The sequence below is a fragment of the Nocardia sp. NPDC006630 genome (assembly GCF_040611495.1).
Lineage (GTDB): Bacteria > Actinomycetota > Actinomycetes > Mycobacteriales > Mycobacteriaceae > Nocardia.
On record NZ_JBEXOK010000002.1, the window covers coordinates 718,368 to 740,910 of the forward strand.

The window sequence follows — 22,543 nt, forward strand, 5'->3', positions numbered from 1 at the left end:
CCATGACGGCAGAATTCACCGGCTGGCATGTGCTGGCCGAGTTCGGTGGTGTCGACGCGGCCCTCTGCGACGACCTCGAACGACTCGAAGCCGCACTTCGAAAATCGTTGGTCGCCGCGGGGGTGACCATCTGTGATGTCGTGCGCAAGCAGTTCGAGCCGCAGGGTGTCACCATCCTGGCTCTACTGGCCGAGTCACACGCCTCGATCCACACCTATCCCGAATCGGGCGATATCTTCGTCGACGTCTTCACCTGCGGGAGCATCGGCGCCGGCGCCACCAAGGCCGTCGAGCTGCTGCAGCAGGAGCTGGCGCCGAAGTCGGTGAATATGGAGGTCATCCAGCGCGGCCACAGCGCCCGCCGGATCCATGAGCCGGTCGGCGACGGTCTGACCCGGGTGTGGAACATGTCCGAGGTCGTGGTGGACACCAATACCCCGTACCAGCACATGATCATCGCGCGCACCGAGCAGGGCCTGTCCCTGTTCTCCGACGACGATCGCCAGTCCACCGAGTTCTCGCAGCTCACCTACCACGAGGCCATGCTGGTCCCGGGGTACGCGCTGGCCGAGAAGCTGGACAAGGTGCTCATCATCGGTTCCGGTGAGGGTGTCGCCTCGCAGATGTCGGTGGCCGCGGGCGCATCGCTCGTCGATCACGTGGACATCGATCAGCTGGAGGTGGAGCTGTGCGCCGAGCACCTCCCCTACGGCTACTCGCAGGCCGATCTGGCCGAGGCGGTCGCGCAGACCGGCCCGATCAAGATGCACTACGCCGACGGCTGGGACTTCCTGGCCAAGGCCGAGGCCGCGGGCGTGCGCTACGACATGATCATCATCGATCTGCCGGACGAGCGCGTCGAGGATGCCCAGCACAACCGCCTGTACGAGGATGACTTCCTCAATCGATGTAAGGCACTGCTGTCCGACGGCGGCGTGATGGCGGCGCAGGCCGGCTGTCAGACCATGTGGCGCAACGAGACTCTCAAGCGCTCGTGGTCCCGCTTCCACAATCTGTTCGAAACCGTCGTCCCGTACGTCAGCGACGAGCACGAGTGGACCTTCATCTTCGGCGTCGTCAAGAAGATCGAAGACCCCGTGGCCAAGATGACCGCAACCCTGCCGACCCTCCCCTACAAGGCGGAGACCATCGACGAGCAGGCGCTGATCCGCGGCGCCATCGAGCCGCACGCCCTGCGCGTCGGCGCAACGGTCGGCTAGCCAACCGCTCCACCCCGCAGTGTGCCCGCACAGATCCCCGATCTGTGCGGGCACACTTCGCGTGATGGGCCTTACGGTGCTGCGGTGTCCGGTGCGCCAATCTGATCGAAGGTCAGGTGGAGTTCTTCGGGCGCGCCGACGCTGATACCGACCGCCGCGCGGACGTCCGAGTCCGGGACGAGGCGGAAGTTCGTCAGCCGGGCCAGCAGACGGTTGATGCCGATCTCCAATTGCAGGCGGGCGAAGTGCCGGCCCACGCAGCGATGGATGCCGATGCCGAAGGCCAAGTGCGGGTTGCGATTTCGGTCGAAGTCGAGGCTGTCGGGATGCTCGAACCTCGCGGTGTCGCGATTGCCCGAACGCCAGTGCACGGCGACGCGATCGCCCTTCGCGAGCGGCACTCCCAGCAGATCGTTGTCCTGCACGACCACCCGGCCCATCACGCTCACCGTGGAGGTGTAGCGCAGCAGTTCATCCAAATCGCCCTTGGCCCAGCCGGGTTCGCGCAGACGCGCCTCCAGGCCCGGCTCCTCGGTCAGGAATTTCGCGATGTATGACAGTGCCCCGCGCGTGGTGTCCAGACCACCCAGGAGTAGCACGGTGACCACACCCAGCCGCTCCTCCTGGGTCAGCGGCCGACCGCCCTCCACCGTGGCATCGACGACCGACTGCAAGAAGTCGTCGCGCGGTTCCCGCTCGCGTTCGGCCATCAGCTCGGCCGCGAGCATGGCGACGGCGGCGAAACTTTCGGGCGTGTTCTGCACCGAGACCGCGGTGACCGCATCGACCGCGCGCTGCAAGCGTTCCTCGTTGTCGTCGTCGAGCACCACCTTCGCCAGCGCACCCGCGCTGAAGGGGACGGCGAAGCGGCTGACGAACTCGACCTGCCCGTCCGCGACGAACCCGTCGATCAGCGCGTCGGCATGCTTTTCCAGAACCGGCTCGTAGCGCGCCAGGGCGGCCCGCGTGAACGGGCCGTTCAAGAACGCCCGAAAGTCACTGTGCAGCGGCGGATCGACGTCGATCGGCGGGAGCGCGACCGGCACGGTGGCGAGTCCGGGCATGGTCGAACTGAACACCTCGGGATGCGACGCCACCGTGACCAGATCCTCGTACCGCGTGACGATATGCATCCCGCCACCGAAGCCGGTGTGGACGACCGGGCACTGCGCGCGGGCCCATGTCAATTCCTCGTCCAGCCGGGCACAGTGCTGCTCGTCGAACCAATCGAGCTGATCGAAGAATGGTTGATGGCTGTCGGTCACGGCATGCTCCTTCGCCCGAAATTGCGCCGCTACCAGTGGAACACAGGCAACGGTCCGGCGGCGAGAACCGCTCAACCCACCCCCCGAATTGGGTGGATCGATACGCTGAAAGGTGGAACGACTCCAGCTGCGCACCGCTGCGATGTCGTTGGAGTCCGTCCGAGGCCGTATGGCTGCTCGGTGGTACGGCCGCGAGTTTCATTACGCGGGAAGGACATCGGCTGATGAGTGTGCGGCGATGGATGGCGGGGTTCTTGGCATCGGCGGGAATCGGTGCGCTGGTATGCGGAATCGGTACAACACCGGCCCAGGCGGATCCACTGCCACAGTGGGCGCCCTTCGGGACCACCCTCTTCACCTTCGGTGATGCAAACTTCTGCGCCGGGATGATCAATGTCGTGCTGGAGGCCACGCCGCACATGCCCGGCCATGTGCTGGCGCACGTCACGCCGCTGGGATATCTGAACGGCCCGTGCGGCAACCACGTATCGCTGGGCTGGCTGGGTTCAGCGGGCGGCCGCTCCCAGGACGTATACGTGCACTCCGACGGCCCCCACGCGGGCGACACTGTCACCGTTGACCTTTGGGTCGGCATGGGCCTGGCCAAACTCTTCGCGAACACCGCACCCATCCAGAGCCAGTGGGCGGAATGGTATCTCTGGGTGCCCTGATCCTGACGTGGCGCCTCGGCGCATCAATCCGCTTGCCCCACAGGCTCTTATCCCAGCCTGCGGTCACTCGACTGGCATCAGTTCGTTCTCCTTTGTAACTTGTTCTTGTACTTCCAGAGGAGGATCACAATGTCGACAACCCCACCGGGGCCCCGTGGGAAGGTTCGCGAGATCGACGTGGGCGCGGCGCCCACTCGCTACGCCCGGGGCTGGCATTGCCTGGGTCTCGCCAGCACCTTCCGTGATGGCAAGCCGCACGCGGTCAACGCTTTCGGCACCAAGCTGGTCGTGTTCACCGACAGCAAGGGCGATCTGAAGATCCTCGACGGTTACTGCCGCCACCTGGGCGGGGACCTGTCCATGGGCGAGGTCAAGGGCGATTCCATCGCCTGCCCGTTCCACGATTGGCGCTGGGGCGGCGACGGCAAGTGCACGGGCATTCCGTATGCCCGGCGCGTGCCCCCGCTGGCTCGCACCCGCTCGTGGAGCACCCTCGAGCGCAACGGACAGCTGTTCGTGTGGCACGACCACGAGGGCAGCAAGCCCACCGACGAGGTGACGATTCCGTACATCGCCGGGCCGTACGTCGACGCCGACGGAAAACCGCTCGAGCAGGTGGCCGGCGAGTGGACCGACTGGACCTGGAACTCGCTGCTGATCGAGGGCGCAAACTGCCGCGAGATCATCGACAACGTCGTGGATATGGCGCACTTCTTCTACATCCACTACACGTTCCCGACCTTCTTCAAGAACGTCTTCGAGGGCCACGTCGCCACTCAGTACCTGGAGTCGGTGGGCCGCAAAGACATCGGGATGGCCGCCGATATCGACGGCGACACGATGGTCAATTCGGAGGCCTCGTACTTCGGCCCGTCGTACATGGTCAATCCGCTGGTGAACATCTACGGCGGATTCGAGGTCAAGAGCGTATTGATCAACTGCCACTACCCGGTCACGCAGGATTCGTTCGTCCTGCAGTGGGGCGTTTCGCTGGAGAAGCCGAAGGGCCTGCCGGACAACGCATCACAGGATATGGCGGTCCAACTGGCCGATGGCATCAGCGAGGGCTTCCTGCAGGACGTCGAGATCTGGAAGCACAAGTCCAAGATCGACAACCCGCTGCTCACCGAGGAAGACGGCCCGGTCTACCAGCTGCGTCGCTGGTACGACCAGTTCTACGTGGACGTCGCCGATATCGACCCCAAGTCGACGCAGCGCTTCGAATTCGAGGTCGACACCTCCAAGGCGAACGAGGCCTGGACCGTCGAGGTCGAAGAAAACCTCCGCAGGGCCCGCGAGGAATCCGCCGCACTGCAGGACTGATGCGCAGCGGCACCGACCAGGAACTCGTGGCGGGCGCTTCTCGGCCTTTGCCGCCGCCAGTTCCTGGTCGTGATCGTTTCAATCGGCGCGGGTCACTTCGGCAGGACCTGGCCGGTGGTGGGATGGGTGCGCGGCGGCTGGGCCGACACACCGTGCCAGGTCGATTGGGCGCCGGACTCTCCGATGCGGTACACCTGCACCGTCGCCGCCACGCTCGCGGCGAGGGTGAGGACCGCGACGATGCCGACAAGCAGTCGAGACAGCGCGCGACCGTGGGACTCGCGTACGTGAACGAACGCTACGAGAGCCGCCGCAACAAGCAACCCGAGTGCGAAATAGATGAACGTATCGCCGAGGTGCGTATGCGTGCGCAGGTCGGGAGTTCGCCCGACGCGCTTCTCCAGCCACTCCCCCGCATCGGTCGTGATCGGGGTCAGGACCACCACGATCACGGCCAGCGCGAGGCTCAGCCAGACCAGACGATGTCGCGCAGCCGGCCATACCGCCGACAGGATCAGCAGCACCGCGGTCAACGGGGCCAGCACCACGATGAAGTGCACGAGCAGGATGTGGGCCGGGAGACTGTTGAAGGTCGACATCGGGAACTTTCTCGCGGGCGGACGTACGTGCCCACACGCTGTCACACATTCGCTGAGAGGACGCTGAGCCTCCCCTGGCAGCGGGACCCGACCAGGTGCTGCTCTCTTCTCCAAGCTGGAACTGGTGACTGCCAAGCTCTTTCGGGAATTGACCGGCCCGGCAGATGTCGTTAATGATCTTGACAGGCCATTGGTGGCACCGTCATCGGATCGGAGCAGGTATGCCCAGTTATGAAATCGACGGAGTGGTACCGGTTGTCGCTGTCGGCGCGTTCGTGCACCCGACAGCGGTGCTGATCGGCGACGTCGTGGTCGAAACCGGCTGCTATATCGGCCCGGCGGCGAGCATCCGAGGCGACTTCGGGTCGATCGTGATCGGTGCGGGGTCCAATGTGCAAGACGGCTGCGTGCTGCATTCGTTCCCCGGGCGAGAGTTGTTGCTGGAGAGCGAATCCCACATCGGACATGGTGCGGTACTGCACGGTTGCGTCATCGAGTCGGGCGCGATGGTCGGAATGAACGCCGTCGTGATGGACGGTGCCCGCATCGGGGCACGGTCGCTCGTCGGCGCCGGCAGCGTGGTGCGCGCCGAGACCACGATTCCCTCCGAGCACCTCGCCGTCGGCAATCCGGTGACGGCGACCACGCCCTTGGATGAGCAGACGCTGCAGTGGAAGGCCAACGGCGTCAAGGTCTATCAGGAATTGGCGAGGAGATCCCTGGCCTCCATGCGAGAAACCACACCCCTCACCGAGATCCCGATCAACCGCCCCCGGCTCAGCACCGGCCGCGACGTCTCGACTCCCCTGCGCGAACTGCGCCGCAACAACACTCCACCGCAGTCCCGATGACGCCCTTCAGACGAGCCGGTCGAGGATGGCCGCCAATTCACGCGCCTGATGACATGAGCGACATTGTCGTGCACTGTAATCGCGGCCATCGGCGACGGCCCAGTAGCGAACGCGGCAATGTCCTGCCCCTGATAGGACAGCGGAATCGAGGCCTCGAGCCCGTGCCCAGGCAGGTCCACCGGCAAGCTGCGATGTCCGAGCAATGCCAGTTCACGAACCACGGGCGTCCAGTAGTAGCTGTTGCTGGTCAATCCGTGCACGAACACGAATGTCGTAGCAGCGGTTGCGGTTTCAGGTTATCGGCGAGCAGATACGGTCACGAATCCTCCAATTGGGAGACTACGATAGATACCAATTCCCTTACCCACCAGGCCGAACGCCAATCCTCTCGAAGCCTGAGATGCTTTGCAGGTCAATCACTTCTACCTCCGATCAGCCCTGTGCCGCCCGCTGGAGCGCCCATTCGAACGACGAACAACCAGGCATCCCCCGCCTTCCAGCGGAAGCCGAAGTAGCTCCGCACGGCTCGCCGGGCTCTCACGATAGAACCCCCAGCAGGACCAGACGATAACCGAACCGCACAGTACGAATATCGACAGCAGTGCCCATGCATCCCAAGACATCTCGACCGCCCTCTCGGAAAACGCCCTTCAGGGTTCGGTGCCGAGGCTGTCGTTGAAATCGCTTGCCCTCTCGCCTATCGATAAGCACGTTGATCATTCCGGGCCTTCTTCAAACTGCGGACTATGCGCGCACCTTGGATCGGACCTACTTCCAGAACGACACCGACAGCGAGCTCGACCGACGTGTCGAAGTCCGGATGCGGAGGCAAGCCGTCGTGCTGCGAAACAGAAAGCCTGCCAATGCTTTTGTTGTCCTACATGAGGCCGCGATACGAACCCGCGTGGGCGATCGCCGTATCATGCCAGCCCAACTGCGGCACCTGGCGCACCTTGCGGCGGGACACGTCGGAGTTCGCGACAGCAAGCACCCCTCCGGCCCGGCGCTGGTGTTCGCGCCGGTCGACTGGGATGTATTCGAAGCTGCCGTACGGTCCGGGGCGTTCGATAGTTGACTTGGAGTGCGCTCCAGGTCGTAGGTTCGAGTGGTGAGCGTCGCTCACCTGACATCGAGTGCGACCCTAGGAGGAATCCCAGCATGATCGCTACCAGGAAACTCGGCGAGCTGACCGTTGGCGCGGAGGGGCTCGGGTGTATGGGCATGAGTTCTGCGTACGGGGTGTACACCGACGAGGCCGAGTCGATTGCCACCATTCATCGGGCGCTGGATCTGGGCGTCACACTGATCGATACCGCGAATGTGTATGGGCCGGAGACCAATGAGCGGCTGGTCGGGCGCGCGATTGCCGATCGGCGGGATCGGGTGGTGCTGGCTACGAAGTTCGGGATCGTCTGGGGCGAGGGCGGGTCGATGGGAGCGCGCGGTGATGCCGCGTTCGTGAAGCAGAGCTGCGATGAGTCCCTGGCCCGGCTGGGCGTCGACCATATCGACCTGTACTACCAGCACCGGGTGGATCCGAATACGCCGATCGAGGAGACCTGGGGCGCACTCGCGGATCTGGTGACCGCGGGCAAGGTGCGTTACCTCGGCATCTCGGAGGCCTCGGCGGAAACCATTCGCGCCGCGCACGCCGTCCACCCGATCACCGCCCTGCAGAGCGAATGGTCACTCTGGACCCGCGACCTCGAAGCCGAAATCGTGCCCACCTGCCGCGAATTGGGCATCGGCATCGTCCCCTTCTCCCCCCTCGGTCGCGGCTTCCTCACCGGCGCAATCACTTCCACCGCCGACCTGCCCGCCGACGATATGCGCCGCAACCTCCCCCGCTTCACCGAAGGCAACCTGGACAGCAACCTCGCCATCGTCGCTGCCCTCCGCAAGCTGGCCGACGAAAAGGGCGTAACCGCAGGCCAATTGGCCCTGGCCTGGGTCCTCAGCCGCGGCGACGACGTCGTCCCCATCCCCGGCACCAAACGACGCACCTACCTCGAGCAGAACGCCGCCGCGGTCGACATCGCCCTCAGCCCAGAGGATCTGGCCGCCATCGAAGCCGCCGCCCCCGCCGACGCCATCGCCGGCGCCCGCTACCCGGAGCACCTGGCCCGCGCAGCCGGAAAGTAGACACCTCGCTACCACCGAACAATTCTGACAATTCGGAGCGAATCACCAAATCCAGCAACACATATCGCTCGGGCTCCATACCGTCGATCCATGCCATCTCCACTGCATGAGGTGTTGCTGGAGCTCTTCACGAATCAACCCGGCCTCGCGGCCAGCCTGCTGTCCGCGCTCGGCTGGGACCTACCCGAGTACGAGGAGGCGAATACCGCCTGCACCGACCTCACCGATAAAGCACCGACCGAATACCGCGCCGACACGGTGGTCGTGTTCTCGAATTCGAAGGAACCGGTGCTGGCGGTGGTCGTCGAGGTCCAGTTGCGCCCGGACAAGGACAAGCGCTGGACTTGGCCGGTGTATGTGGCCACGCTCCGAGCGCGGCTGCGCTGCCCAACGGTGCTCTTGGTGCTGACCCCGGACAACCGGACGACTACCTGGGCGGCCAAACCCATCGATCTGGGATTCGGAGTCGGCAGCGTGCAGCCCGTCGTACTTGGGCCGGAGCAGGTCCCCGTCGTCACCGACCCCGCAAGCGCGGTCCGCACACCCGAGCTTGCGGTGCTGTCCGCCATAGCCCACCAGGGAAGCAAGGACCGCTCCCGCGTATTCGCGGCGACGCTGGCCGCGCTCGACAAGCTCGCCGCAGAACCCGGAAGCCGCGGGACTGAGCGGGCTACCATGTACTACGACCTTGTGACGTCGACCCTGAACCATGCGGCCCGATCATGCTTGGAGGCGATGATGACCACCGCAGCCCGCCGTGAGTATCTCAGCGACACCTTCCGCAATCTCGTGAAAGAGGGCCTACAGCAGGGCCGGGAACAAGGCTTGGAAGAAGGCCGGGTCGACGGCGAGGTCCGCATTCTGGAAACCATTCTCGACGCGCGGGGATTCGTAGTGTCCGCTGAGGTTCGTGCTCGCATCGAGGGCTGTACGGATGTCGATCAACTCGAGGTGTGGGCTCGGCGGGCAGTGACCGCAGCCGATGTAGCGGAAATCTTCGAGTAGGCACAATCGCTGTATGCGGATTTCGGTTGCGGCGGACGAGGACACCGGGGTGGCGGGGGCGGTCGTGGAGGAGTTGCGGCGGCGCGGGCACGAGGTGACGGTGCATGGGGCACTGGATCCGGATGAGCGGGATGATTGGGCTTGGGCCAGTGCCGCGGCGGCGCGTGATGTCGCGGAGGGGCGGGCTGCCCAGGCCGTGGTGTGCTGCTGGACCGGCACGGGGGCCTCGATCGCGGCGAACAAGGTGCCGGGGGTACGGGCGGCTCTGTGTGTGGACGGGTATACGGCCGGTGGCGCTCGGCGGTGGAACGATGCGAATGTGCTGGCGCTGAGTTTGCGGTTGACCTCGCGGGCGCTGCTCACCGAGATCCTGGACGCGTGGTTCGCCGGGGTCGCTAGTGCGGACCCCGGCGATATCGCGAACGTCGAGTATGCGGACCGGATTGCCGACTAGTTCGGCTGATCGGCGAGAGTCGCGTATTCCGAACGCAATTCGCGTTTGAGGATCTTGCCGCTGGGATTCTTCGGCAGCGCCTCGGTGAAGGTCACGAACTTGGGGACCTTGAAGGGCGCGAGATGCTGCTTGCAGTGGGCGATGATCGCCTCCGGGCTGGGGACAGTTCCGGTGCGTGTGACCACCACGGCGGTGACCGCCTCGATCCAGTGCGGATGCGGAATGCCGACCACAGCGGCTTCCGAAACATCGGGGTGCTGGTAGAGCACCTCTTCGACCTCACGACTGGCGACATTCTCACCGCCGGTCTTGATCATGTCCTTCTTGCGATCGACCACACTGAGGTAGCCGTCGCCGTCCAGCACACCCAGGTCCCCACTGTGAAACCAGCCGTCGCGGAAGGCTTCCGCGGTCTTCTCCGGATCATTCCAGTAGCCGAGCATGGCCTGCGGTGATCGGTGCACGATCTCGCCGATGACACCCGGAGCCACCGGCCCACCCTCGTCATCAACCACGCGGGTCTCGACATTCAACGCCGCCCGCCCGGCAGATCCGGGCTTGGTCAGCTGATCCTCCGGCGCGAGAACCGTTGCCAGCGGGGCGAGTTCGGTCTGCCCGTAGAAATTGACCAGCCCCACACCGGGCAACCTTTCGGCCAGCTCGTGCAGCACCTCGACCGGCATGATGCTCGCCCCGTAGTACCCCTTACGCAGCGAAGACAGGTCATAGCTGTCGAAATCCGGATGCCGCAGCAGCGACAGCCACACGGTGGGCGGGCAGAACAGCTTGGTGGCCCGCTCGGTTTCGACGGTCCGCAGAATGGACGTCGCGTCGGGCCCCTGCAACAGAATGCTGGTCGCACCCAAATAGATGTCGGGCGTGAGGAAGCAGTGCAGCTGAGCGCAGTGATAGAGCGGCAGCGCATGCACCTCGATGTCCTCGGCGGTCATCCGCCCGTCCACGATCGCGCTCACATACTGTGCGATCAGCCCGCGATGGGACATGATCGCGCCTTTGGGCCGCGATTCGGTGCCGGAGGTGTACATGAGCTGCACCGGATCGTCATCACCGATGAGCACCGCAGGTTCGGAAGCGTCGGCGTGTTCTTCCCACGCCGCGACATCCTCCCAACCCGCGGCCACCGGCAGCCCACTCAGTCCGATCCAGCCGAACAATCGAATATCGTTGTCCCCCAACTGCTTCACCGCCGCCTCGGCCTCTCCGGCAAGCGCATCCTCGGCAATCAGCCCGACAGCCCCGGAATGCCCCAGAATGTTGGCGACCTCATCAGCGGTGAGCATGAAATTGATCGGCACCGAAACCGCCCCGAGCCGCGCCAGCGCAAAATACAACAGCACGAACTCACGGCAATTATGCGAGAACACCGCAACCCGATCCCCCTGCACCACACCACGATCAGCCAAACTGTGCGCCACCTGATTGACGGCCTCGTCGAGCCCGCCGAAACTCTCCCGCCGCCCCCGCCACACCAGCGCCGTCTTCCCCGGAACCCGAGCAGCACTGCGCCGCAACAGATCCCCTATCGCCTGACTACGCGCCGCCGCAACCACACCAGCTGTCTCCATGCCAACACGTTCTACCCCAAAACTGTGTCCGGCGTCACGCAGTCCCGGTCAGCAGGATCGGCACAGAACCCCAGCACCCGGGCCACAAAACTGTCCGGATCCTCGATAGGCGGGAAGTGCCCCACATCCACCATCGACTCCACTCGCAAATCCGTTGCCCACCGGTCGAATCCGGTCATCTGCCCGGTAGACAGCAGCGGATCACGATCCCCCGACAGCACCAGCATCGGAACAGTGAGCCGCGACCAGCGGTACTTGCCGACCAGCAGCAGCGGCAGTTCGCGCCGCACTATGTTCCGGTAGTAGGACACGGTGGCTCGCACCCGAGCCGGATCCCGGAACTGCGCCAGAAAGATCCGGGCATCCTCGGAGGTCAGCGCCGCCGAGCGATACGTCCAATGCCGCAATGCCCACCTCGGCACCACCGACCCGGACATACGGCGACCGATCAACGGCGCCGCATTGAGCGGAATATGCCATACCCGAACCCCATTGAGCAGCACCCGCGGCGTGGGCCGCAGAAACGGGCTCGCCGTATTGACCGCGATGTAGTGCGACACCCGATCCGGACTGCGCAGCGCGAGCTGATAGCCGACCAGACCGCCCCAATCGTGCCCGACCAGGCGAAACCTGTGCACCCCCAGGCGGTCGAGCAATCCGGCGATATCGTCGGCCATCACCTCCGGCCGATAACCGTCCGGTGGAGCGTCGGTCCAGCCGAGCCCCCTCAGATCCGGGCAGATCACCCGATAGTGCTCGGCGAGTGGCCCGATGACCCGCCGCCACTCCCACCAGTGCTGCGGCCAGCCGTGCAACAGCACCAGCGGCTCCCCACTCCCGGCGACCGCGACGTGCGTACGCAGTCCGCGGACATCGATGAAGTGGTGTTCGACCCCGGGCAACTCGGGCATGCGCTCGATATTCATCGGACGTGCGCCGAACGCGACGCAGCCGCGAATTCCGCGATGGCGGTCGCCAGCCGAACCGGTTCATCCTCCGGCGAGAATCCCCGCGCCTCGGGTATCACCTCGAGCCGAGCATGGGGGAAATCGGTCGCCAGCCGCAGCGCATGGGCCATCGGGAAGATGGGGTCACGACCCGACCAGGCGATCAGCACCGGACGGTCGAACTCGGCGAAATGCGCTGCCGCACCCAGGGTATGGCGTCGATGCTGCCCGAACAGCGCACGACGCAGATCATCCCGAATATCCCGGGCGATCCCGGCGGGCAGTACATACGACTCAGCCGCCCGCGGTTCGATCGGCCGAATCGACAACGCGCCGAAGGCAATCGGCGAGTTGCGCACCCAGGGCAACCGCAGCGCGGACATGAGCAGACCCAACCCGCCCGGAATACGCGCGGTGAGCCGAATAGCGCGCACCAGCAGTGGCGGCATGTTCTCGTAGGCGTCGCACGAGGTCAGCACCAGCCGTTGCACCAGGTCCGGCCGACTCGTCGCGACCAATTGACACAGAGCGCCACCACTGTCATTGCCCACCAGCACAACCGGACCGAGTTCGAGCGCTTCGATCGCGGTGCACACCAACTCCGCCATCCCCGGCGGCGTGAGATCCGCCCCCGGCATGGACAGCGTGTGTGACCCGAACGGCATATCCAATGTCACGCAATGGAATTCACCGGCCAGCCGCGGCACCACCCCCCGCCACAGATTGGCATTGACCAGTAGACCGTGCACGAACACGATCGGACGACCGGTTCCGGACTCGAACACGGCCATTCGGCCCTGAGGTAGTGAAATCTCGCGGCGCGCACCCAGATCGGCAGCCCGCCAGGATGCGCGGGCGGTAGTAGTCGAGTCGATCATCTGGAACCCCCTGGATCAGCGACAATAGCTACAGCACCGACAATAACAAACAGTCTGCCTGTTTGTAAGTGTTGATGAGTCATGCCCAGGACACCCGAACGGAAAGCACCGATGAGCAGGCAAGCCGCCCGATCCGAGACGACCCGCACCAGCCTGATCAATGCGGCGCGCGAACTGTTCGCCGCGCGCGGCTACGCGGCCGTCGGCACCCCCGAGATCGTGGAGCACGCCGGCAGCTCCCGCGGCGCGCTCTACCACCACTTCAAGGACAAGCAGGAGCTCTTCCGCGCGGTATACGAGCAGATCCAGCAGCAACTCATGCAGCAGATCGCCGACGAACTGGCGCGGACCGAGACCACCGATCCGCTCACCGCCTTCGAGGCCGCACTGCGCATGTTCCTGCAGTCCTGCATGGAACCCGAACGCACCCGCATCTGCCTGATCGACGGGCCCGCGGTCCTCGGCTGGCAGGAGTGGCGCGCCCTCGACGAGAAGTACGCACTGGGCATGGTCGCGGCGAGTCTGCAACTGGGCGTGGATTCCGGAGCCCTGCGCAATGACGTGCCACTGCGACCCCTCGCCCACATGATCATCGCCGCCCTGGGCGAGGCCGGTCTGCTCATAGCGAGCTCCGATGATCCGGCCGCCGCCCGAATCGAATCCGAGGCGGCGGTACTCGCCATCCTGGACGGGCTGCGAACCTAGCTGCCCTGCAAGAGGTCTCGGCGCCACGTTGCGGATCGGGCGAGGTAGTCGGCGAGGTGATCGGCGGCGAAACGTTGCGCTGACCACTCCGCCGGTGTCACCGCATCGGTCCAGGCGTAGGTCCACGCGTAGGTGTGCTGATTACCCGCGTTTACGGGGATGGGGCGCAGTTCGTATTCGTCGTCCTCGAAGGTATCCAGTATCTGCCACTCGTCGGCGGTGAGCCCGTTGAGCAGGAAGCCTTGCGTCACACTGCCGTTGGCGGAGGTGAGTCCCGGATACACCCGGTCGGGCAGGACTGCCGCACGCTGCCCGAGCACTCGGGCGGGCTCCAATTCCGGTGCGCGGCCGAGCAATTCGATCAGCACCTCGGGGAATTGCAAGGTGCCGTAGACGAACAGCGGGGCGGGGCCGGAGGGAAGGGGGCGGGCCCGGCGCCAGGGACTCACCGGGCGGTCATCCGATGGAAGAGCGCCGCGTCGTGGGAATTGATGACGCTGATCTGATGGCCGTGCAGGCGCCTGAGTTCGCGCAGACGACGTTGATTCTCCCGATATGCATCGCGGACTATTGCTCCCTGTTCGTACATACGCAGCCACAAGGGAGTATTCGGACTCTCGGGGTCGATGGAGCTTTCCAACATGAAGGAATCTCCGGCGTGCAGCAGCCAGCCGTTGCCGCTGTCGATCGCGACACCGGCATGACCGCGGGTGTGACCGGCGAGCGGCACCACGAGGATCTCCGGGGGTAGGCCGGGTAGGTCACGCACCGAGGTGAAACCGAACCACTCCTCGGCCCCCTCGACCTCGTTGACCATCCACTTGGGTCCGTGCGCCCACTGCGCCGCGCGATACCGCAGGCGCTCGGAAAGGGTGGGTGTCGCTGTGGCGGCCCGGAATTCGGGACCGTGCACATGCACCGTCGCCTCCGGGAAGTCGGACAGGCCACCGGAGTGATCGAGATCGAGATGGGTGAGGATGACGTGCCGCACATCACGGGGGTCGTAGCCCAGCGCCTGAATCTGCCAGATCGCCGTCTCCTTTTCGGTGAGCTTGGGACCCATCAGGAATCGGCTCGCGCCCAGCATCTTTCCCGGCTCCCGCACGCAACCGAGCCCGTATCCGGTGTCGACCAGCACGAGTTCGGTCCGGGTCTCGACGAGCAGGCAGTGGTCGACCAGGCCGAAGGCCATGGTGCCGCAGTTCAGATGGTGAATGCGCATGGAGCCGAGCGTCCCAGACGTGCACGAACCGGTCAATTGGGGGTGCTCCAGACCTCACCCGGCACTGCGGTCAGCGCGGCCGAATACTTCGGATGATCTCCGCGAGACGCTCGTAATCCTCACCGCGCGCGGTCGAGGTGCGATAGGCCAGCCCGAGCGTGCGCCCCGGTGCGGGTGCGGCGAATCGCGCGATATCCAGAGTGCCACGCGAGGTTTCGGACTCGACCGCCATCTCCGGAATCAGGGTGACACCCAGATCGCCTGCCACACACTGCACCACGGTGGCCAGCGAGGCCGCACGGGTATCGCCGACCGCGCCGGGATGGGCATCGTGCGAGCGGCACAGATCCAGCGTCTGATCACGCAGGCAGTGCCCCTCGTCGAGCAGCAGCAGCGGCAGCGCGTCCAGATCGGCGGGCTTCAGATCGGTGCGCCCCGCAAACGCGTGCCCGCGCGGCACCACCAGGACGAATTCCTCCGTATAGAGCGGAATCTCGACCAGTCCGGTGGCATCGGCCGGCAGCGCCAGCACCGCGACATCGAGAACGCCGGAGCGCAGCCCGTCCACCAGTCGCGCCGTCTGATCCTCGATCACATGCGGCACCAGCGTGGGCAGCTGCGTGCGCAGCTCGGGCAGCAGCCGCGGCAGCACATAGGGGGCGACGGTCGGAATGATGCCCAATCGCATGGTTCCGCCGAGCCCGGATCCGGCCGCGGAAGCGACGAAACGGTCAGCGGCTTCCAGTGTTGCCATGGCCTGCGGCAGTAGCCGTTTGCCCGCGGGTGTGACCAGTACCCGGCGCGTACTGCGCTCGATCAATTGCAGACCGAGTCCGTTTTCCAGTGATGCCAGGGCCTGCGATAACGTGGGTTGGCTCACGCTCAGCCGGGCCGCCGCGGTACCGAAGTGGCGATATTCCGCGATCGCCACGAACGCACGCAGCTGCGACAGGGTCGGCTGATAAGTTTGATCAGTCACGCCTATCAGTCTAGTGCGACCCATCACCTTTGCCTTTAAGCGAGGTTCGGGCAAGATCGTTTACAGCAGTCACGACACGATCGATTCGACTACACAGAGGAGCAAGCATGGCACTGCTGACCATCGGCGACCAGTTCCCCGCCTACAACCTGACCGCGGTCATCGGCGGTGATCTCTCGAAGGTGAACGCTCAGCAGCCCGACGACTACTTCACCCAGATCTCGAGCGACGACCACGCCGGCAAGTGGCGCATCGTCTTCTTCTGGCCGAAGGACTTCACCTTCGTCTGCCCGACCGAGATCGCCGCCTTCGGCAAGCTGAACGAGGAGTTCGCCGATCGTGACGCACAGGTGCTCGGCGCGTCCGTCGACAACGAGTTCGTGCACTTCCAGTGGCGTGCGCAGCACGAGGAGCTCAAGACCCTCCCGTTCCCCATGCTGAGCGACCTCAAGCGTGAATTGGCCGCCGCCACCGGTGTTCTCAATGCCGACGGCGTCGCCGACCGCGCCACCTTCATCGTCGATCCGAACAATGAGATCCAGTTCGTCTCGGTGACCGCCGGTTCCGTGGGCCGCAATGTCGACGAGGTGCTGCGGGTGCTCGACGCCCTGCAGTCCGACGAGCTCTGCGCCTGCAACTGGAAGAAGGGCGACCCGACCATCAAGGCCGGCGAGCTCATGACCGCTTCGGTCTAATCTTCCCAATTCGGCTCTGATACAAAGGATTTCGCACTGTGACCATTGAGACCCTCAAGAACTCGCTACCCGAGTACGCCAAGGACCTCAAGCTCAATCTGTCCTCGATCGCTCGCACCACCGTGCTGAACGAGCAGCAGTTGTGGGGCACACTGCTGGCATCGGCCGCCGCCACCCGGTCGGCCACCACGCTGCGCGAAATTGCCGAGGAGGCCGCCGACGTTTTGTCGGCCGAGGCGTACAACGCCGCGCTGGGCGCCGCCTCGATCATGGGCATGAACAATGTGTTCTACCGCGGCAAGGCCTTCCTGGACGGCAAGTACGACGACCTGCGGGCCGGTCTGCGCATGCAGATCATCGGCACGCCGGGCGTGGACAAGGCCGATTTCGAGCTGTGGTCGTTCGCGGTCTCCTCGATCAACGGCTGCCAGCACTGCCTGGAGGCGCACGAGAACACCCTGCGCGAGGCGGGCGTCTCCCGTGAGGTGATCTTCGAATCGCTGCGTGCCGCCGCGATCGTGGCCGGTGTCGGCCAGGCCGTGGCCTCGACCGAGGCATTGGCTGCCGCCGCGGTCTGATCTCCTGCTTTTCGATCTGAAGCACTGCTGACAGGGGTGGTGCACCGATTCGGTGCACCACCCCTGTTTCTATTTGCTATCGGTTAGCTGAAATCAGGTCACCGGTCGGCAACATTGCCCGTTTCATCCGGTTTCCACCCCTAGACTCCCCCGCATGCCCGAGCGTTCCCGGACCACCGCCCGGCGCCGCTGGCGCAGATTCTTCGCCACCTCCGTCGTCCTCATCGCGGTGGCAGCGACCGGGCTCGCGCTCTGGAGCAATCGGCAGGAACCGGCGCACAAGAACACCGACACCGCCGCGGCCGATCCCACCAGCACGCCGCTCCCCGACCTGCTGCACGCGCAGGCCGACCTGGACCGGCTCACCATCGCCTGGAATCGGAACTGGGAATCCTACGAGCGCAACGCCTTCGGACCCGGCTGGTCCGGGCGCGGCGGCGAGCCCGTACTTTCCGACGGATGCACCGCCCGCGAGGACGTGATGAAGCGGGATCTGACGGAAGTCAAACTGGCGGAGAGCAATTCGTGCATGGTGCTGTCCGGCGTACTGAACGATCCGTACGCGGGCGAGCAACTGCCCTACGACCGGTTCCAGGCCTCCGACATCGAGATCGACCATGTGGTCGCGCTGGGCGACGCCTGGCGGTCCGGCGCCTCGGACTGGGATGCGGAACGACGGCAGTATTTCGCCAATGACGTGGGCAATCTGCTGGCCGTGCAGAAGCAGGCCAATCAGGACAAGGGCTCGAAGACCCCGGATCAGTGGCGCCCGCGCGCACAGTTCTGGTGCGAGTACGCACGCCGCTGGGTGGCCGTGAAATCCCGCTGGGGACTCACCGTACAGGCCACCGAGAAGAGCGCCCTGGCAGACATGCTGGGAGCATGCTCACCTCCCCCTGCGCGGTAACCAGCGGTAAGCTCGGCACCTATGAGCACCCCGGAAAGCGATGGCGCACAGATCGAAGTGGTTCGCGTATTCACCGATGCGACGGGCCGCTTCGGCAATCCGCTCGGCATCGCGCGCGCCGCCGATGTGGCCGGCGCCGACCATCAGGCCCTGGCCGCACGGGTCGGCTACAGCGAGACGGTCGTCCTCGAGGAGCCGGACAACGGCCGGGTCCGCATGCGCATCTACACGCCGTCGGTGGAATTGCCGTTCGCCGGGCACCCGACCGTCGGCACCGGCTGGTGGCTGTACCTGCGGGGCCGTCCGGTCTCGGTGATCGATGTGCCCGCCGGACCCGTGGACGTTTCGGTCACCGAGGGTATGGCGTGGGTGCGCGCGCGCTCGGAATGGGCCCCCGCCTTCACCTTTCACGAAATCGAGAGTGCCGAACTGCTGGCCACGCTGGACCCGGCCGACTTCCCCGAGGGCTCGCACTACGCGTGGACCTGGCACGACGAGGCCCGAGGTCAGGTGCGGACTCGAATGTTCGCCCCCGCCATGGGAATTGCCGAGGACGAGGCGACCGGAGCGGCAGCCATCGCACTCACGGCCAAACTACAGCGCGGGCTGTACATCACCCAGGGCGCGGGTTCGCAGCTGTTCACCGAATGGGACTCCGACGGCTGGGTGCGGCTGGGCGGGCGCGTTGTCGAGGATCATCCGGTCGTCATCTGACCGCTTCGGCCGCCGGTCGCGGCGCGGGAAAATATCTTCGGAGTGGATGTCCGGATCCGGTGCAGTGGCTCCGACGTCTCGGGTACAGACGCCACCGAGGCGCCGACAACGGAGGTGAGACCGATGAAGTACATGATTCTGTCCTACGGTTCGCAGCGGGACTACGACGGTATGACCGGCAAGGCGACGGGCGATTACGCCTGGACACCCGACGACTTCGCCGCGGTGACCGAGTTCATGCGGGACTTCACGGCAAAGCTCGAGGCGTCCGGAGAGCTGGTGGACACCCGCGGCCTCGTCGATCCAGTCCACACCCGCAGGATCAGCGGCAGCACCCGCGCGGGCCTGCCCGTGGTGATCACCGACGGACCGTATGCGGAAACGCAGGAGGTACTCGCCGGATACTGGATCGTGGAGTGCGAGAGCTTCGACCGGGCCACCGAGATCGCGGCGGAAATCACCGAATGCCCCGGCCCCGCGGCGGTGGCCGCGCGCGCCTACGTGGATGTGCGGCCGATCGCGGAAAGCGCTGATTCTCTGGAGATTTGATGACCGACACCCGCACCGGGGAGCTGCTGCGCGCACTCGCACCGCAAGTCCTCGGTGCGCTGGTGCGGCGCTACGGGCATTTCGATACCTCCGAGGATGCGGTGCAGGAGGCCCTGGTCGCGGCGACCGCACAGTGGCCAGAGTCGGGTGTGCCGCACGATCCGAAAGCCTGGTTGATCGCCGTCGCGGCCCGGCGGCTCATCGACCTGCTGCGCGCCGAGCAGGCGCGAAGGCGACGCGAAGATGCTGTGGCACAGGCTCTTCCACTCGAGCAGTGGACATTCCAGACGGTGGATGACCGTGTCGCGGACGCCGACGACACCCTGATCCTGCTGTACCTGTGCTGCCATCCGGCATTGGCCCCCGCCTCCCAGATCGCGCTTACTCTGCGCGCGGTCGGCGGCCTGACCACCGCGGAGATCGCGCGCGCCTTCCTCGTACCGGTGGACACCATGACCCGGCGCATCAGCCGGGCCAAACGCACGATCAAATCGGCAGGCACACCCTTCCGCATGCCGCTGCCCCAGGAGCGAGACGCCCGGCTCGCGGCCGTCCTGCACGTGCTGTACCTGATCTTCACCGAAGGCTATGCCGCCACGGCCGGACCCGACCTGTACCGCACAGACCTGTCGGCCGAGGCAATTCGATTGGCGCGCATCATGTATCGCCTACTCGACCAAGATGACGAAGTCGCGGGCCTGCTCGCCCTCATGCTGCTGACCGATGCCCGCCGACCGGCCCGCGCCGGGCCGCACGGCGAACTGATTCCGATGGCCGAACAGGATCGATCGCATTGGAACCGCAGCCTCATCACCGAGGGCATCGCACTGATCACCCTGGCACTGCCACGCGGCGGTCCGCCGGGACCGTACCAATTGCAGGCCGCCATCGCGGCCGTGCACGACGAGGCGGCCACCGCCGAGGACACCGACTGGCCGCAGATCGCCGCCCTCTACACGGCACTGCACGCACTCACCGACAATCCGGTAGTGGCATTGAATCGTGCAGTCGCGGTGGGGATGTCGAGCGGCGCCGAGGCCGGGCTGGCCATGCTCGCGGAACTGGAAACCGATGGCCGCCTAGGTGCCGACCATCGGTTCTATGCCGTACGCGCACATCTGCGGGAACTGAGTGGAGCCGACTCGGACGCGATCTCCGACTACCGCCACGCCGCGCAGCTGACGGGAACCGTTCCGCAGCAGCGTTACCTCAATTCCCGTGCCGACCGTCTGGCCGCCAGGCAGGACTAACCCAGCGCCCGGGCGAAGCCCGCCGCCAGTTCGGCGACCTGCTCCTCGGTGATGACGAAGGACGGGGAGATCTGCAGGGCGCCCTGACCGGCCGCGCGGCCCGAGATGCCGTGGGCGCGCAGGGTTTTCACGAACGGCATGGCCTCGGTGGGATCGGCGAGCTGGATGGCGGCGACGGCGCCCAGGCCACTGCGGACCTCGGCTACCCGGGGGTGCTCGGCCAGTGGCGAAAGGTGCTTGTGCAGCAGGGATTCCAGGTTCTTGCTGGCCTCGAGCAGGTTTTCCCGCTCCATGATGTCGAGGGTGGCCATGGCGGCGGCCGCGGCGCCGGCGTGGCCGCCGTAGGTGTAGCCGTGGCGGAACCAGGTGCCGCCGGCGAAGAACGGCTCGGCGATCCGCGGGGCGATGAACACCGCGCCCATCGGCACGTAACCGGAGGTCAGGCCCTTGGCGGTGGTCATGATGTCCGGCTGCAGGTCGAAACGTGAAGAGGCGAACCAGGATCCGCCGATGCGGCCGAAGCCGGTGACGACCTCGTCGGCCACGAACAGGATGTCGTTCTCACGGCAGATGCGGCGCACCTCGGCGAGATAGCCCTCCGGCGGCAGGTAGACGCCGCCGGCGCCGATGATCGGCTCGGCGAAGAAGGCGGCGATGCGCTCGGCGCCGACCTCTTCGATGAGCGCGAGCAGCGCCTTGGGGTCGTCCCAGCCGATGGTGCGGGCGTCGGGCATGAACTCGCCGTAGCCCTCGTGGTTCACCGGAATGCCCGCGAGCGAGGTACCCGCCACGTGCATGCCGTGGTACGCCTTCTCCCGGCCGACGATGATGGTCTTGCCCGGCTTGCCCATGACGTTCCAGTAGCGGCGCGCCAGCTTGGCCGCGGTATCGATGCCGTCGGACCCGCCGGAGGTGAAGAAGATCTTGCTGCCGGGCACCGGCGCGATGGCGGCGAGCCGTTCGGCCAGATCGCGCAGCACCGGGGAGGCCAGATCACCGAAGTTCGAATAGTGCGCGAGATTGCTCAGCTGCGCGGCCACCGCATCCGCGATCTCGCGGCGGCCGTGCCCGACATTGGTGAACCACAGTCCGGCGGTGGCATCCAGGTACCGGGTGCCGCCCTCATCCCAGATATAAGCGCCGTCGCCGCGCGCCACCACGAACGCACCGCCGTCTTCCACCGCACCCATATCGGCGAAGCCATGCCACAGCGAACCCATCCCGCACCTCCGTCACACCGACACCGACTGCCACTTTCCGGGCATGTCGACCAACCCCACCATCACACCATCACCGCCCGGAGCAGCGCGAACAGCCCCCGGCACTCGAGGTGTCAGCCCGCCGCGGCGAGCACGAGCATGTACGCGGTGCCCAGATCCATCACCAGATGCGGAAACACCGCCTTGGAACCGGTACCGACCGCATGCGGAAACATGTGCCACAGCGCACGCCGCGACGCCGGAACCGCCATGACCACCGCATCCGCGGTGAAAAGTGCGGCCAGCACGAGCATCGGCGCCGGGGCGGGCCCACCCGCCATGTGCATATGCATCCCGCGCTCGGCATGCCCGCTCATCGCGTACAACATCGCCCCCGCCGCCAGCAGGTGATAGGCGAACGTCGCGACACTCACACTGCGCCACCGCAGGATTCGACCCAGCAGAACTGCGGCGTAGACCACAATCATCGCGGTCAGCACACCGCGCAGCGCCCGCGGATCGGCCGCCGCCGGAAACACCAGCATGGCCAGCATCACCAGGCACATGAGCAGATGCGCCGCATCCGACTCCTGATCCACCCGAAACCCATTCCCCGCCAGCACCTCTCCCCCACCCACCGGCCGCACCGCGGCCAGCCGCCCCACCACAATCACCGCAGCCGTCACGAATCCGGCCACCACCAGCCACCGCAGCATCCCGCTGTCCTGCACGAATCCCGCCATGCCCCACCACCTCTCAGCGCGGAGTCCTGCCTCCCTCCATAGTGGCACCGCCCCCACCCTT

General features: G+C 65.7%; 25 protein-coding genes and 1 pseudogene. 15 read left to right on the forward strand and 11 right to left on the reverse strand.

Annotated features, from left to right (window positions below; translation table 11 throughout):
* Positions 1–2: 2 nt before the first annotated feature.
* Complete coding sequence (gene speD, locus ABZX86_RS07805; RefSeq protein ID WP_355121110.1) at positions 3–1,220, forward strand: adenosylmethionine decarboxylase; 1,218 nt, start codon at positions 3–5, stop codon at positions 1,218–1,220.
* A gap of 71 nt (positions 1,221–1,291) precedes the next feature.
* Here the strand turns inward: speD and ABZX86_RS07810 are convergent, their stop codons facing one another.
* Entirely contained in the window at positions 1,292–2,485 is a 1,194-nt protein-coding gene (locus ABZX86_RS07810; protein ID WP_355121112.1) for a cytochrome P450, read from the reverse strand.
* Positions 2,486–2,709: 224 nt separating this feature from the next.
* Here ABZX86_RS07810 and ABZX86_RS07815 point away from each other — a divergent pair, with 224 nt between their 5' ends.
* Entirely contained in the window at positions 2,710–3,156 is a 447-nt protein-coding gene (locus tag ABZX86_RS07815; RefSeq protein WP_355121114.1) for a hypothetical protein, read from the forward strand.
* 129 nt (positions 3,157–3,285) lie between these two features.
* The gene (locus ABZX86_RS07820; protein ID WP_355121116.1) at positions 3,286–4,479 is read left to right on the forward strand and encodes a Rieske 2Fe-2S domain-containing protein; all 1,194 of its coding nucleotides are present in this window, start codon (positions 3,286–3,288) and stop codon (positions 4,477–4,479) included.
* A 92-nt stretch (positions 4,480–4,571) separates the two neighbouring features.
* Here the strand turns inward: ABZX86_RS07820 and ABZX86_RS07825 are convergent, their stop codons facing one another.
* Positions 4,572–5,078, reverse strand: coding sequence for a DUF2231 domain-containing protein (locus ABZX86_RS07825; RefSeq protein WP_355121118.1), 507 nt, complete (start codon positions 5,076–5,078; stop codon positions 4,572–4,574).
* A 221-nt stretch (positions 5,079–5,299) separates the two neighbouring features.
* Here ABZX86_RS07825 and ABZX86_RS07830 point away from each other — a divergent pair, with 221 nt between their 5' ends.
* Positions 5,300–5,929, forward strand: coding sequence for a gamma carbonic anhydrase family protein (locus ABZX86_RS07830; protein WP_355121120.1), 630 nt, complete (start codon positions 5,300–5,302; stop codon positions 5,927–5,929).
* Between the two features lie 110 nt (positions 5,930–6,039).
* Here the strand turns inward: ABZX86_RS07830 and ABZX86_RS07835 are convergent.
* A pseudogene (locus ABZX86_RS07835) lies at positions 6,040–6,195 on the reverse strand (alpha/beta fold hydrolase); the annotation flags it as partial.
* Between the two features lie 446 nt (positions 6,196–6,641).
* Between ABZX86_RS07835 and ABZX86_RS07840 the strand changes: the two are divergent.
* The 4 genes from ABZX86_RS07840 to ABZX86_RS07855 all read left to right on the forward strand — a co-directional run bounded on the left by ABZX86_RS07840 (position 6,642) and on the right by ABZX86_RS07855 (position 9,530).
* Positions 6,642–7,004 carry a Scr1 family TA system antitoxin-like transcriptional regulator gene (locus ABZX86_RS07840; RefSeq protein ID WP_355121122.1) on the forward strand — a complete coding sequence of 121 codons (363 nt, stop codon included), beginning with the start codon at positions 6,642–6,644 and terminating at the stop codon, positions 7,002–7,004.
* Positions 7,005–7,087: 83 nt separating this feature from the next.
* Positions 7,088–8,071 carry an aldo/keto reductase gene (locus ABZX86_RS07845; RefSeq protein ID WP_355121123.1) on the forward strand — a complete coding sequence of 328 codons (984 nt, stop codon included), beginning with the start codon at positions 7,088–7,090 and terminating at the stop codon, positions 8,069–8,071.
* Positions 8,072–8,161: 90 nt separating this feature from the next.
* Positions 8,162–9,076, forward strand: a complete 915-nt coding sequence (locus ABZX86_RS07850) for a hypothetical protein (protein ID WP_355121125.1) — start codon at positions 8,162–8,164, stop codon at positions 9,074–9,076.
* A gap of 13 nt (positions 9,077–9,089) precedes the next feature.
* On the forward strand, positions 9,090–9,530 hold the full coding sequence (locus tag ABZX86_RS07855) for an RpiB/LacA/LacB family sugar-phosphate isomerase (RefSeq protein ID WP_355121127.1): 441 nt from the start codon (positions 9,090–9,092) through the stop codon (positions 9,528–9,530).
* Here ABZX86_RS07855 and ABZX86_RS07860 read toward each other — a convergent pair.
* From ABZX86_RS07860 to ABZX86_RS07870, 3 genes are read right to left on the reverse strand one after another with little or no spacing between them, the layout of a single operon-like run.
* Positions 9,527–11,116, reverse strand: coding sequence for an acyl-CoA synthetase (locus tag ABZX86_RS07860; protein ID WP_355121128.1), 1,590 nt, complete (start codon positions 11,114–11,116; stop codon positions 9,527–9,529). The two genes, ABZX86_RS07855 and ABZX86_RS07860, sit on opposite strands and share 4 nt — an antisense overlap.
* Before the next feature lie 11 nt (positions 11,117–11,127).
* Positions 11,128–12,027 carry an alpha/beta hydrolase gene (locus ABZX86_RS07865; RefSeq protein WP_355121130.1) on the reverse strand — a complete coding sequence of 300 codons (900 nt, stop codon included), beginning with the start codon at positions 12,025–12,027 and terminating at the stop codon, positions 11,128–11,130.
* Positions 12,028–12,038: 11 nt separating this feature from the next.
* Entirely contained in the window at positions 12,039–12,941 is a 903-nt protein-coding gene (locus ABZX86_RS07870) for an alpha/beta fold hydrolase (RefSeq protein ID WP_355121132.1), read from the reverse strand.
* Positions 12,942–13,052: 111 nt separating this feature from the next.
* Here ABZX86_RS07870 and ABZX86_RS07875 point away from each other — a divergent pair, with 111 nt between their 5' ends.
* Entirely contained in the window at positions 13,053–13,646 is a 594-nt protein-coding gene (locus ABZX86_RS07875; RefSeq protein WP_355121134.1) for a helix-turn-helix domain-containing protein, read from the forward strand.
* Here ABZX86_RS07875 and ABZX86_RS07880 read toward each other — a convergent pair.
* From ABZX86_RS07880 to ABZX86_RS07890, 3 genes are all read right to left on the reverse strand, one after another.
* Positions 13,643–14,095: a gamma-glutamylcyclotransferase family protein gene (locus tag ABZX86_RS07880; protein WP_355121136.1), complete on the reverse strand. Its 453-nt coding sequence runs from the start codon at positions 14,093–14,095 to the stop codon at positions 13,643–13,645. The genes ABZX86_RS07875 and ABZX86_RS07880 overlap by 4 nt on opposite strands.
* Positions 14,092–14,868, reverse strand: coding sequence for an MBL fold metallo-hydrolase (locus ABZX86_RS07885; protein WP_355121138.1), 777 nt, complete (start codon positions 14,866–14,868; stop codon positions 14,092–14,094). Before ABZX86_RS07885 ends, ABZX86_RS07880 begins: the two co-directional genes overlap by 4 nt.
* 70 nt (positions 14,869–14,938) lie before the next feature.
* Positions 14,939–15,847 carry a hydrogen peroxide-inducible genes activator gene (locus tag ABZX86_RS07890; RefSeq protein ID WP_355121139.1) on the reverse strand — a complete coding sequence of 303 codons (909 nt, stop codon included), beginning with the start codon at positions 15,845–15,847 and terminating at the stop codon, positions 14,939–14,941.
* 107 nt (positions 15,848–15,954) lie between these two features.
* Here ABZX86_RS07890 and ABZX86_RS07895 point away from each other — a divergent pair, with 107 nt between their 5' ends.
* The 6 genes from ABZX86_RS07895 to ABZX86_RS07920 all read left to right on the forward strand — a co-directional run bounded on the left by ABZX86_RS07895 (position 15,955) and on the right by ABZX86_RS07920 (position 20,540).
* Entirely contained in the window at positions 15,955–16,542 is a 588-nt protein-coding gene (locus ABZX86_RS07895; protein WP_153806595.1) for a peroxiredoxin, read from the forward strand.
* A 38-nt stretch (positions 16,543–16,580) separates the two neighbouring features.
* Positions 16,581–17,120, forward strand: coding sequence for a carboxymuconolactone decarboxylase family protein (locus tag ABZX86_RS07900; protein ID WP_355121142.1), 540 nt, complete (start codon positions 16,581–16,583; stop codon positions 17,118–17,120).
* A gap of 154 nt (positions 17,121–17,274) precedes the next feature.
* Entirely contained in the window at positions 17,275–18,027 is a 753-nt protein-coding gene (locus tag ABZX86_RS07905; RefSeq protein ID WP_355121144.1) for an HNH endonuclease family protein, read from the forward strand.
* A 21-nt stretch (positions 18,028–18,048) separates the two neighbouring features.
* A complete protein-coding gene (locus ABZX86_RS07910) occupies positions 18,049–18,741 on the forward strand; it encodes a PhzF family phenazine biosynthesis protein (RefSeq protein ID WP_355121146.1) in 693 nt (230 codons plus the stop codon).
* Positions 18,742–18,864: 123 nt separating this feature from the next.
* Positions 18,865–19,290 (forward strand): YciI family protein, encoded by a 426-nt coding sequence (locus ABZX86_RS07915; protein ID WP_355121148.1) that lies wholly within the window; start codon positions 18,865–18,867, stop codon positions 19,288–19,290.
* Entirely contained in the window at positions 19,290–20,540 is a 1,251-nt protein-coding gene (locus tag ABZX86_RS07920) for a DUF6596 domain-containing protein (protein WP_355121150.1), read from the forward strand. The genes ABZX86_RS07915 and ABZX86_RS07920 overlap by 1 nt, the downstream gene beginning before the upstream one ends.
* Here the strand turns inward: ABZX86_RS07920 and ABZX86_RS07925 are convergent.
* Together ABZX86_RS07925 and ABZX86_RS07930 are read right to left on the reverse strand one after the other, a co-directional pair.
* A complete protein-coding gene (locus ABZX86_RS07925; RefSeq protein WP_355121152.1) occupies positions 20,537–21,760 on the reverse strand; it encodes an aminotransferase class III-fold pyridoxal phosphate-dependent enzyme in 1,224 nt (407 codons plus the stop codon). The genes ABZX86_RS07920 and ABZX86_RS07925 overlap by 4 nt on opposite strands.
* A 113-nt stretch (positions 21,761–21,873) precedes the next feature.
* Positions 21,874–22,482, reverse strand: a complete 609-nt coding sequence (locus ABZX86_RS07930; protein WP_355121154.1) for a DUF5134 domain-containing protein — start codon at positions 22,480–22,482, stop codon at positions 21,874–21,876.
* Between the last annotated feature and the right edge of the window lie 61 nt (positions 22,483–22,543).

What these genes read in the sequence shown, in the direction of transcription:
- ABZX86_RS07815 (WP_355121114.1), top strand. Translation starts at nt 2,710, where the DNA reads ATGAGTGTGCGGCGATGGATGGCGGGGTTCTTGGCATCGGCGGGAATC.
- ABZX86_RS07930 (WP_355121154.1), bottom strand. Translation starts at nt 22,482, where the DNA reads ATGGCGGGATTCGTGCAGGACAGCGGGATGCTGCGGTGGCTGGTGGTG.
- ABZX86_RS07830 (WP_355121120.1), top strand. Translation starts at nt 5,300, where the DNA reads ATGCCCAGTTATGAAATCGACGGAGTGGTACCGGTTGTCGCTGTCGGC.
- ABZX86_RS07920 (WP_355121150.1), top strand. Translation starts at nt 19,290, where the DNA reads ATGACCGACACCCGCACCGGGGAGCTGCTGCGCGCACTCGCACCGCAA.
- ABZX86_RS07895 (WP_153806595.1), top strand. Translation starts at nt 15,955, where the DNA reads ATGGCACTGCTGACCATCGGCGACCAGTTCCCCGCCTACAACCTGACC.
- ABZX86_RS07875 (WP_355121134.1), top strand. Translation starts at nt 13,053, where the DNA reads ATGAGCAGGCAAGCCGCCCGATCCGAGACGACCCGCACCAGCCTGATC.
- ABZX86_RS07850 (WP_355121125.1), top strand. Translation starts at nt 8,162, where the DNA reads ATGCCATCTCCACTGCATGAGGTGTTGCTGGAGCTCTTCACGAATCAA.
- ABZX86_RS07910 (WP_355121146.1), top strand. Translation starts at nt 18,049, where the DNA reads ATGAGCACCCCGGAAAGCGATGGCGCACAGATCGAAGTGGTTCGCGTA.
- ABZX86_RS07905 (WP_355121144.1), top strand. Translation starts at nt 17,275, where the DNA reads ATGCCCGAGCGTTCCCGGACCACCGCCCGGCGCCGCTGGCGCAGATTC.
- ABZX86_RS07925 (WP_355121152.1), bottom strand. Translation starts at nt 21,760, where the DNA reads ATGGGTTCGCTGTGGCATGGCTTCGCCGATATGGGTGCGGTGGAAGAC.
- ABZX86_RS07870 (WP_355121132.1), bottom strand. Translation starts at nt 12,941, where the DNA reads ATGATCGACTCGACTACTACCGCCCGCGCATCCTGGCGGGCTGCCGAT.
- speD (WP_355121110.1), top strand. Translation starts at nt 3, where the DNA reads ATGACGGCAGAATTCACCGGCTGGCATGTGCTGGCCGAGTTCGGTGGT.
- ABZX86_RS07845 (WP_355121123.1), top strand. Translation starts at nt 7,088, where the DNA reads ATGATCGCTACCAGGAAACTCGGCGAGCTGACCGTTGGCGCGGAGGGG.
- ABZX86_RS07860 (WP_355121128.1), bottom strand. Translation starts at nt 11,116, where the DNA reads ATGGAGACAGCTGGTGTGGTTGCGGCGGCGCGTAGTCAGGCGATAGGG.
- ABZX86_RS07865 (WP_355121130.1), bottom strand. Translation starts at nt 12,027, where the DNA reads ATGCCCGAGTTGCCCGGGGTCGAACACCACTTCATCGATGTCCGCGGA.
- ABZX86_RS07855 (WP_355121127.1), top strand. Translation starts at nt 9,090, where the DNA reads ATGCGGATTTCGGTTGCGGCGGACGAGGACACCGGGGTGGCGGGGGCG.
- ABZX86_RS07885 (WP_355121138.1), bottom strand. Translation starts at nt 14,868, where the DNA reads ATGCGCATTCACCATCTGAACTGCGGCACCATGGCCTTCGGCCTGGTC.
- ABZX86_RS07820 (WP_355121116.1), top strand. Translation starts at nt 3,286, where the DNA reads ATGTCGACAACCCCACCGGGGCCCCGTGGGAAGGTTCGCGAGATCGAC.
- ABZX86_RS07915 (WP_355121148.1), top strand. Translation starts at nt 18,865, where the DNA reads ATGAAGTACATGATTCTGTCCTACGGTTCGCAGCGGGACTACGACGGT.
- ABZX86_RS07825 (WP_355121118.1), bottom strand. Translation starts at nt 5,078, where the DNA reads ATGTCGACCTTCAACAGTCTCCCGGCCCACATCCTGCTCGTGCACTTC.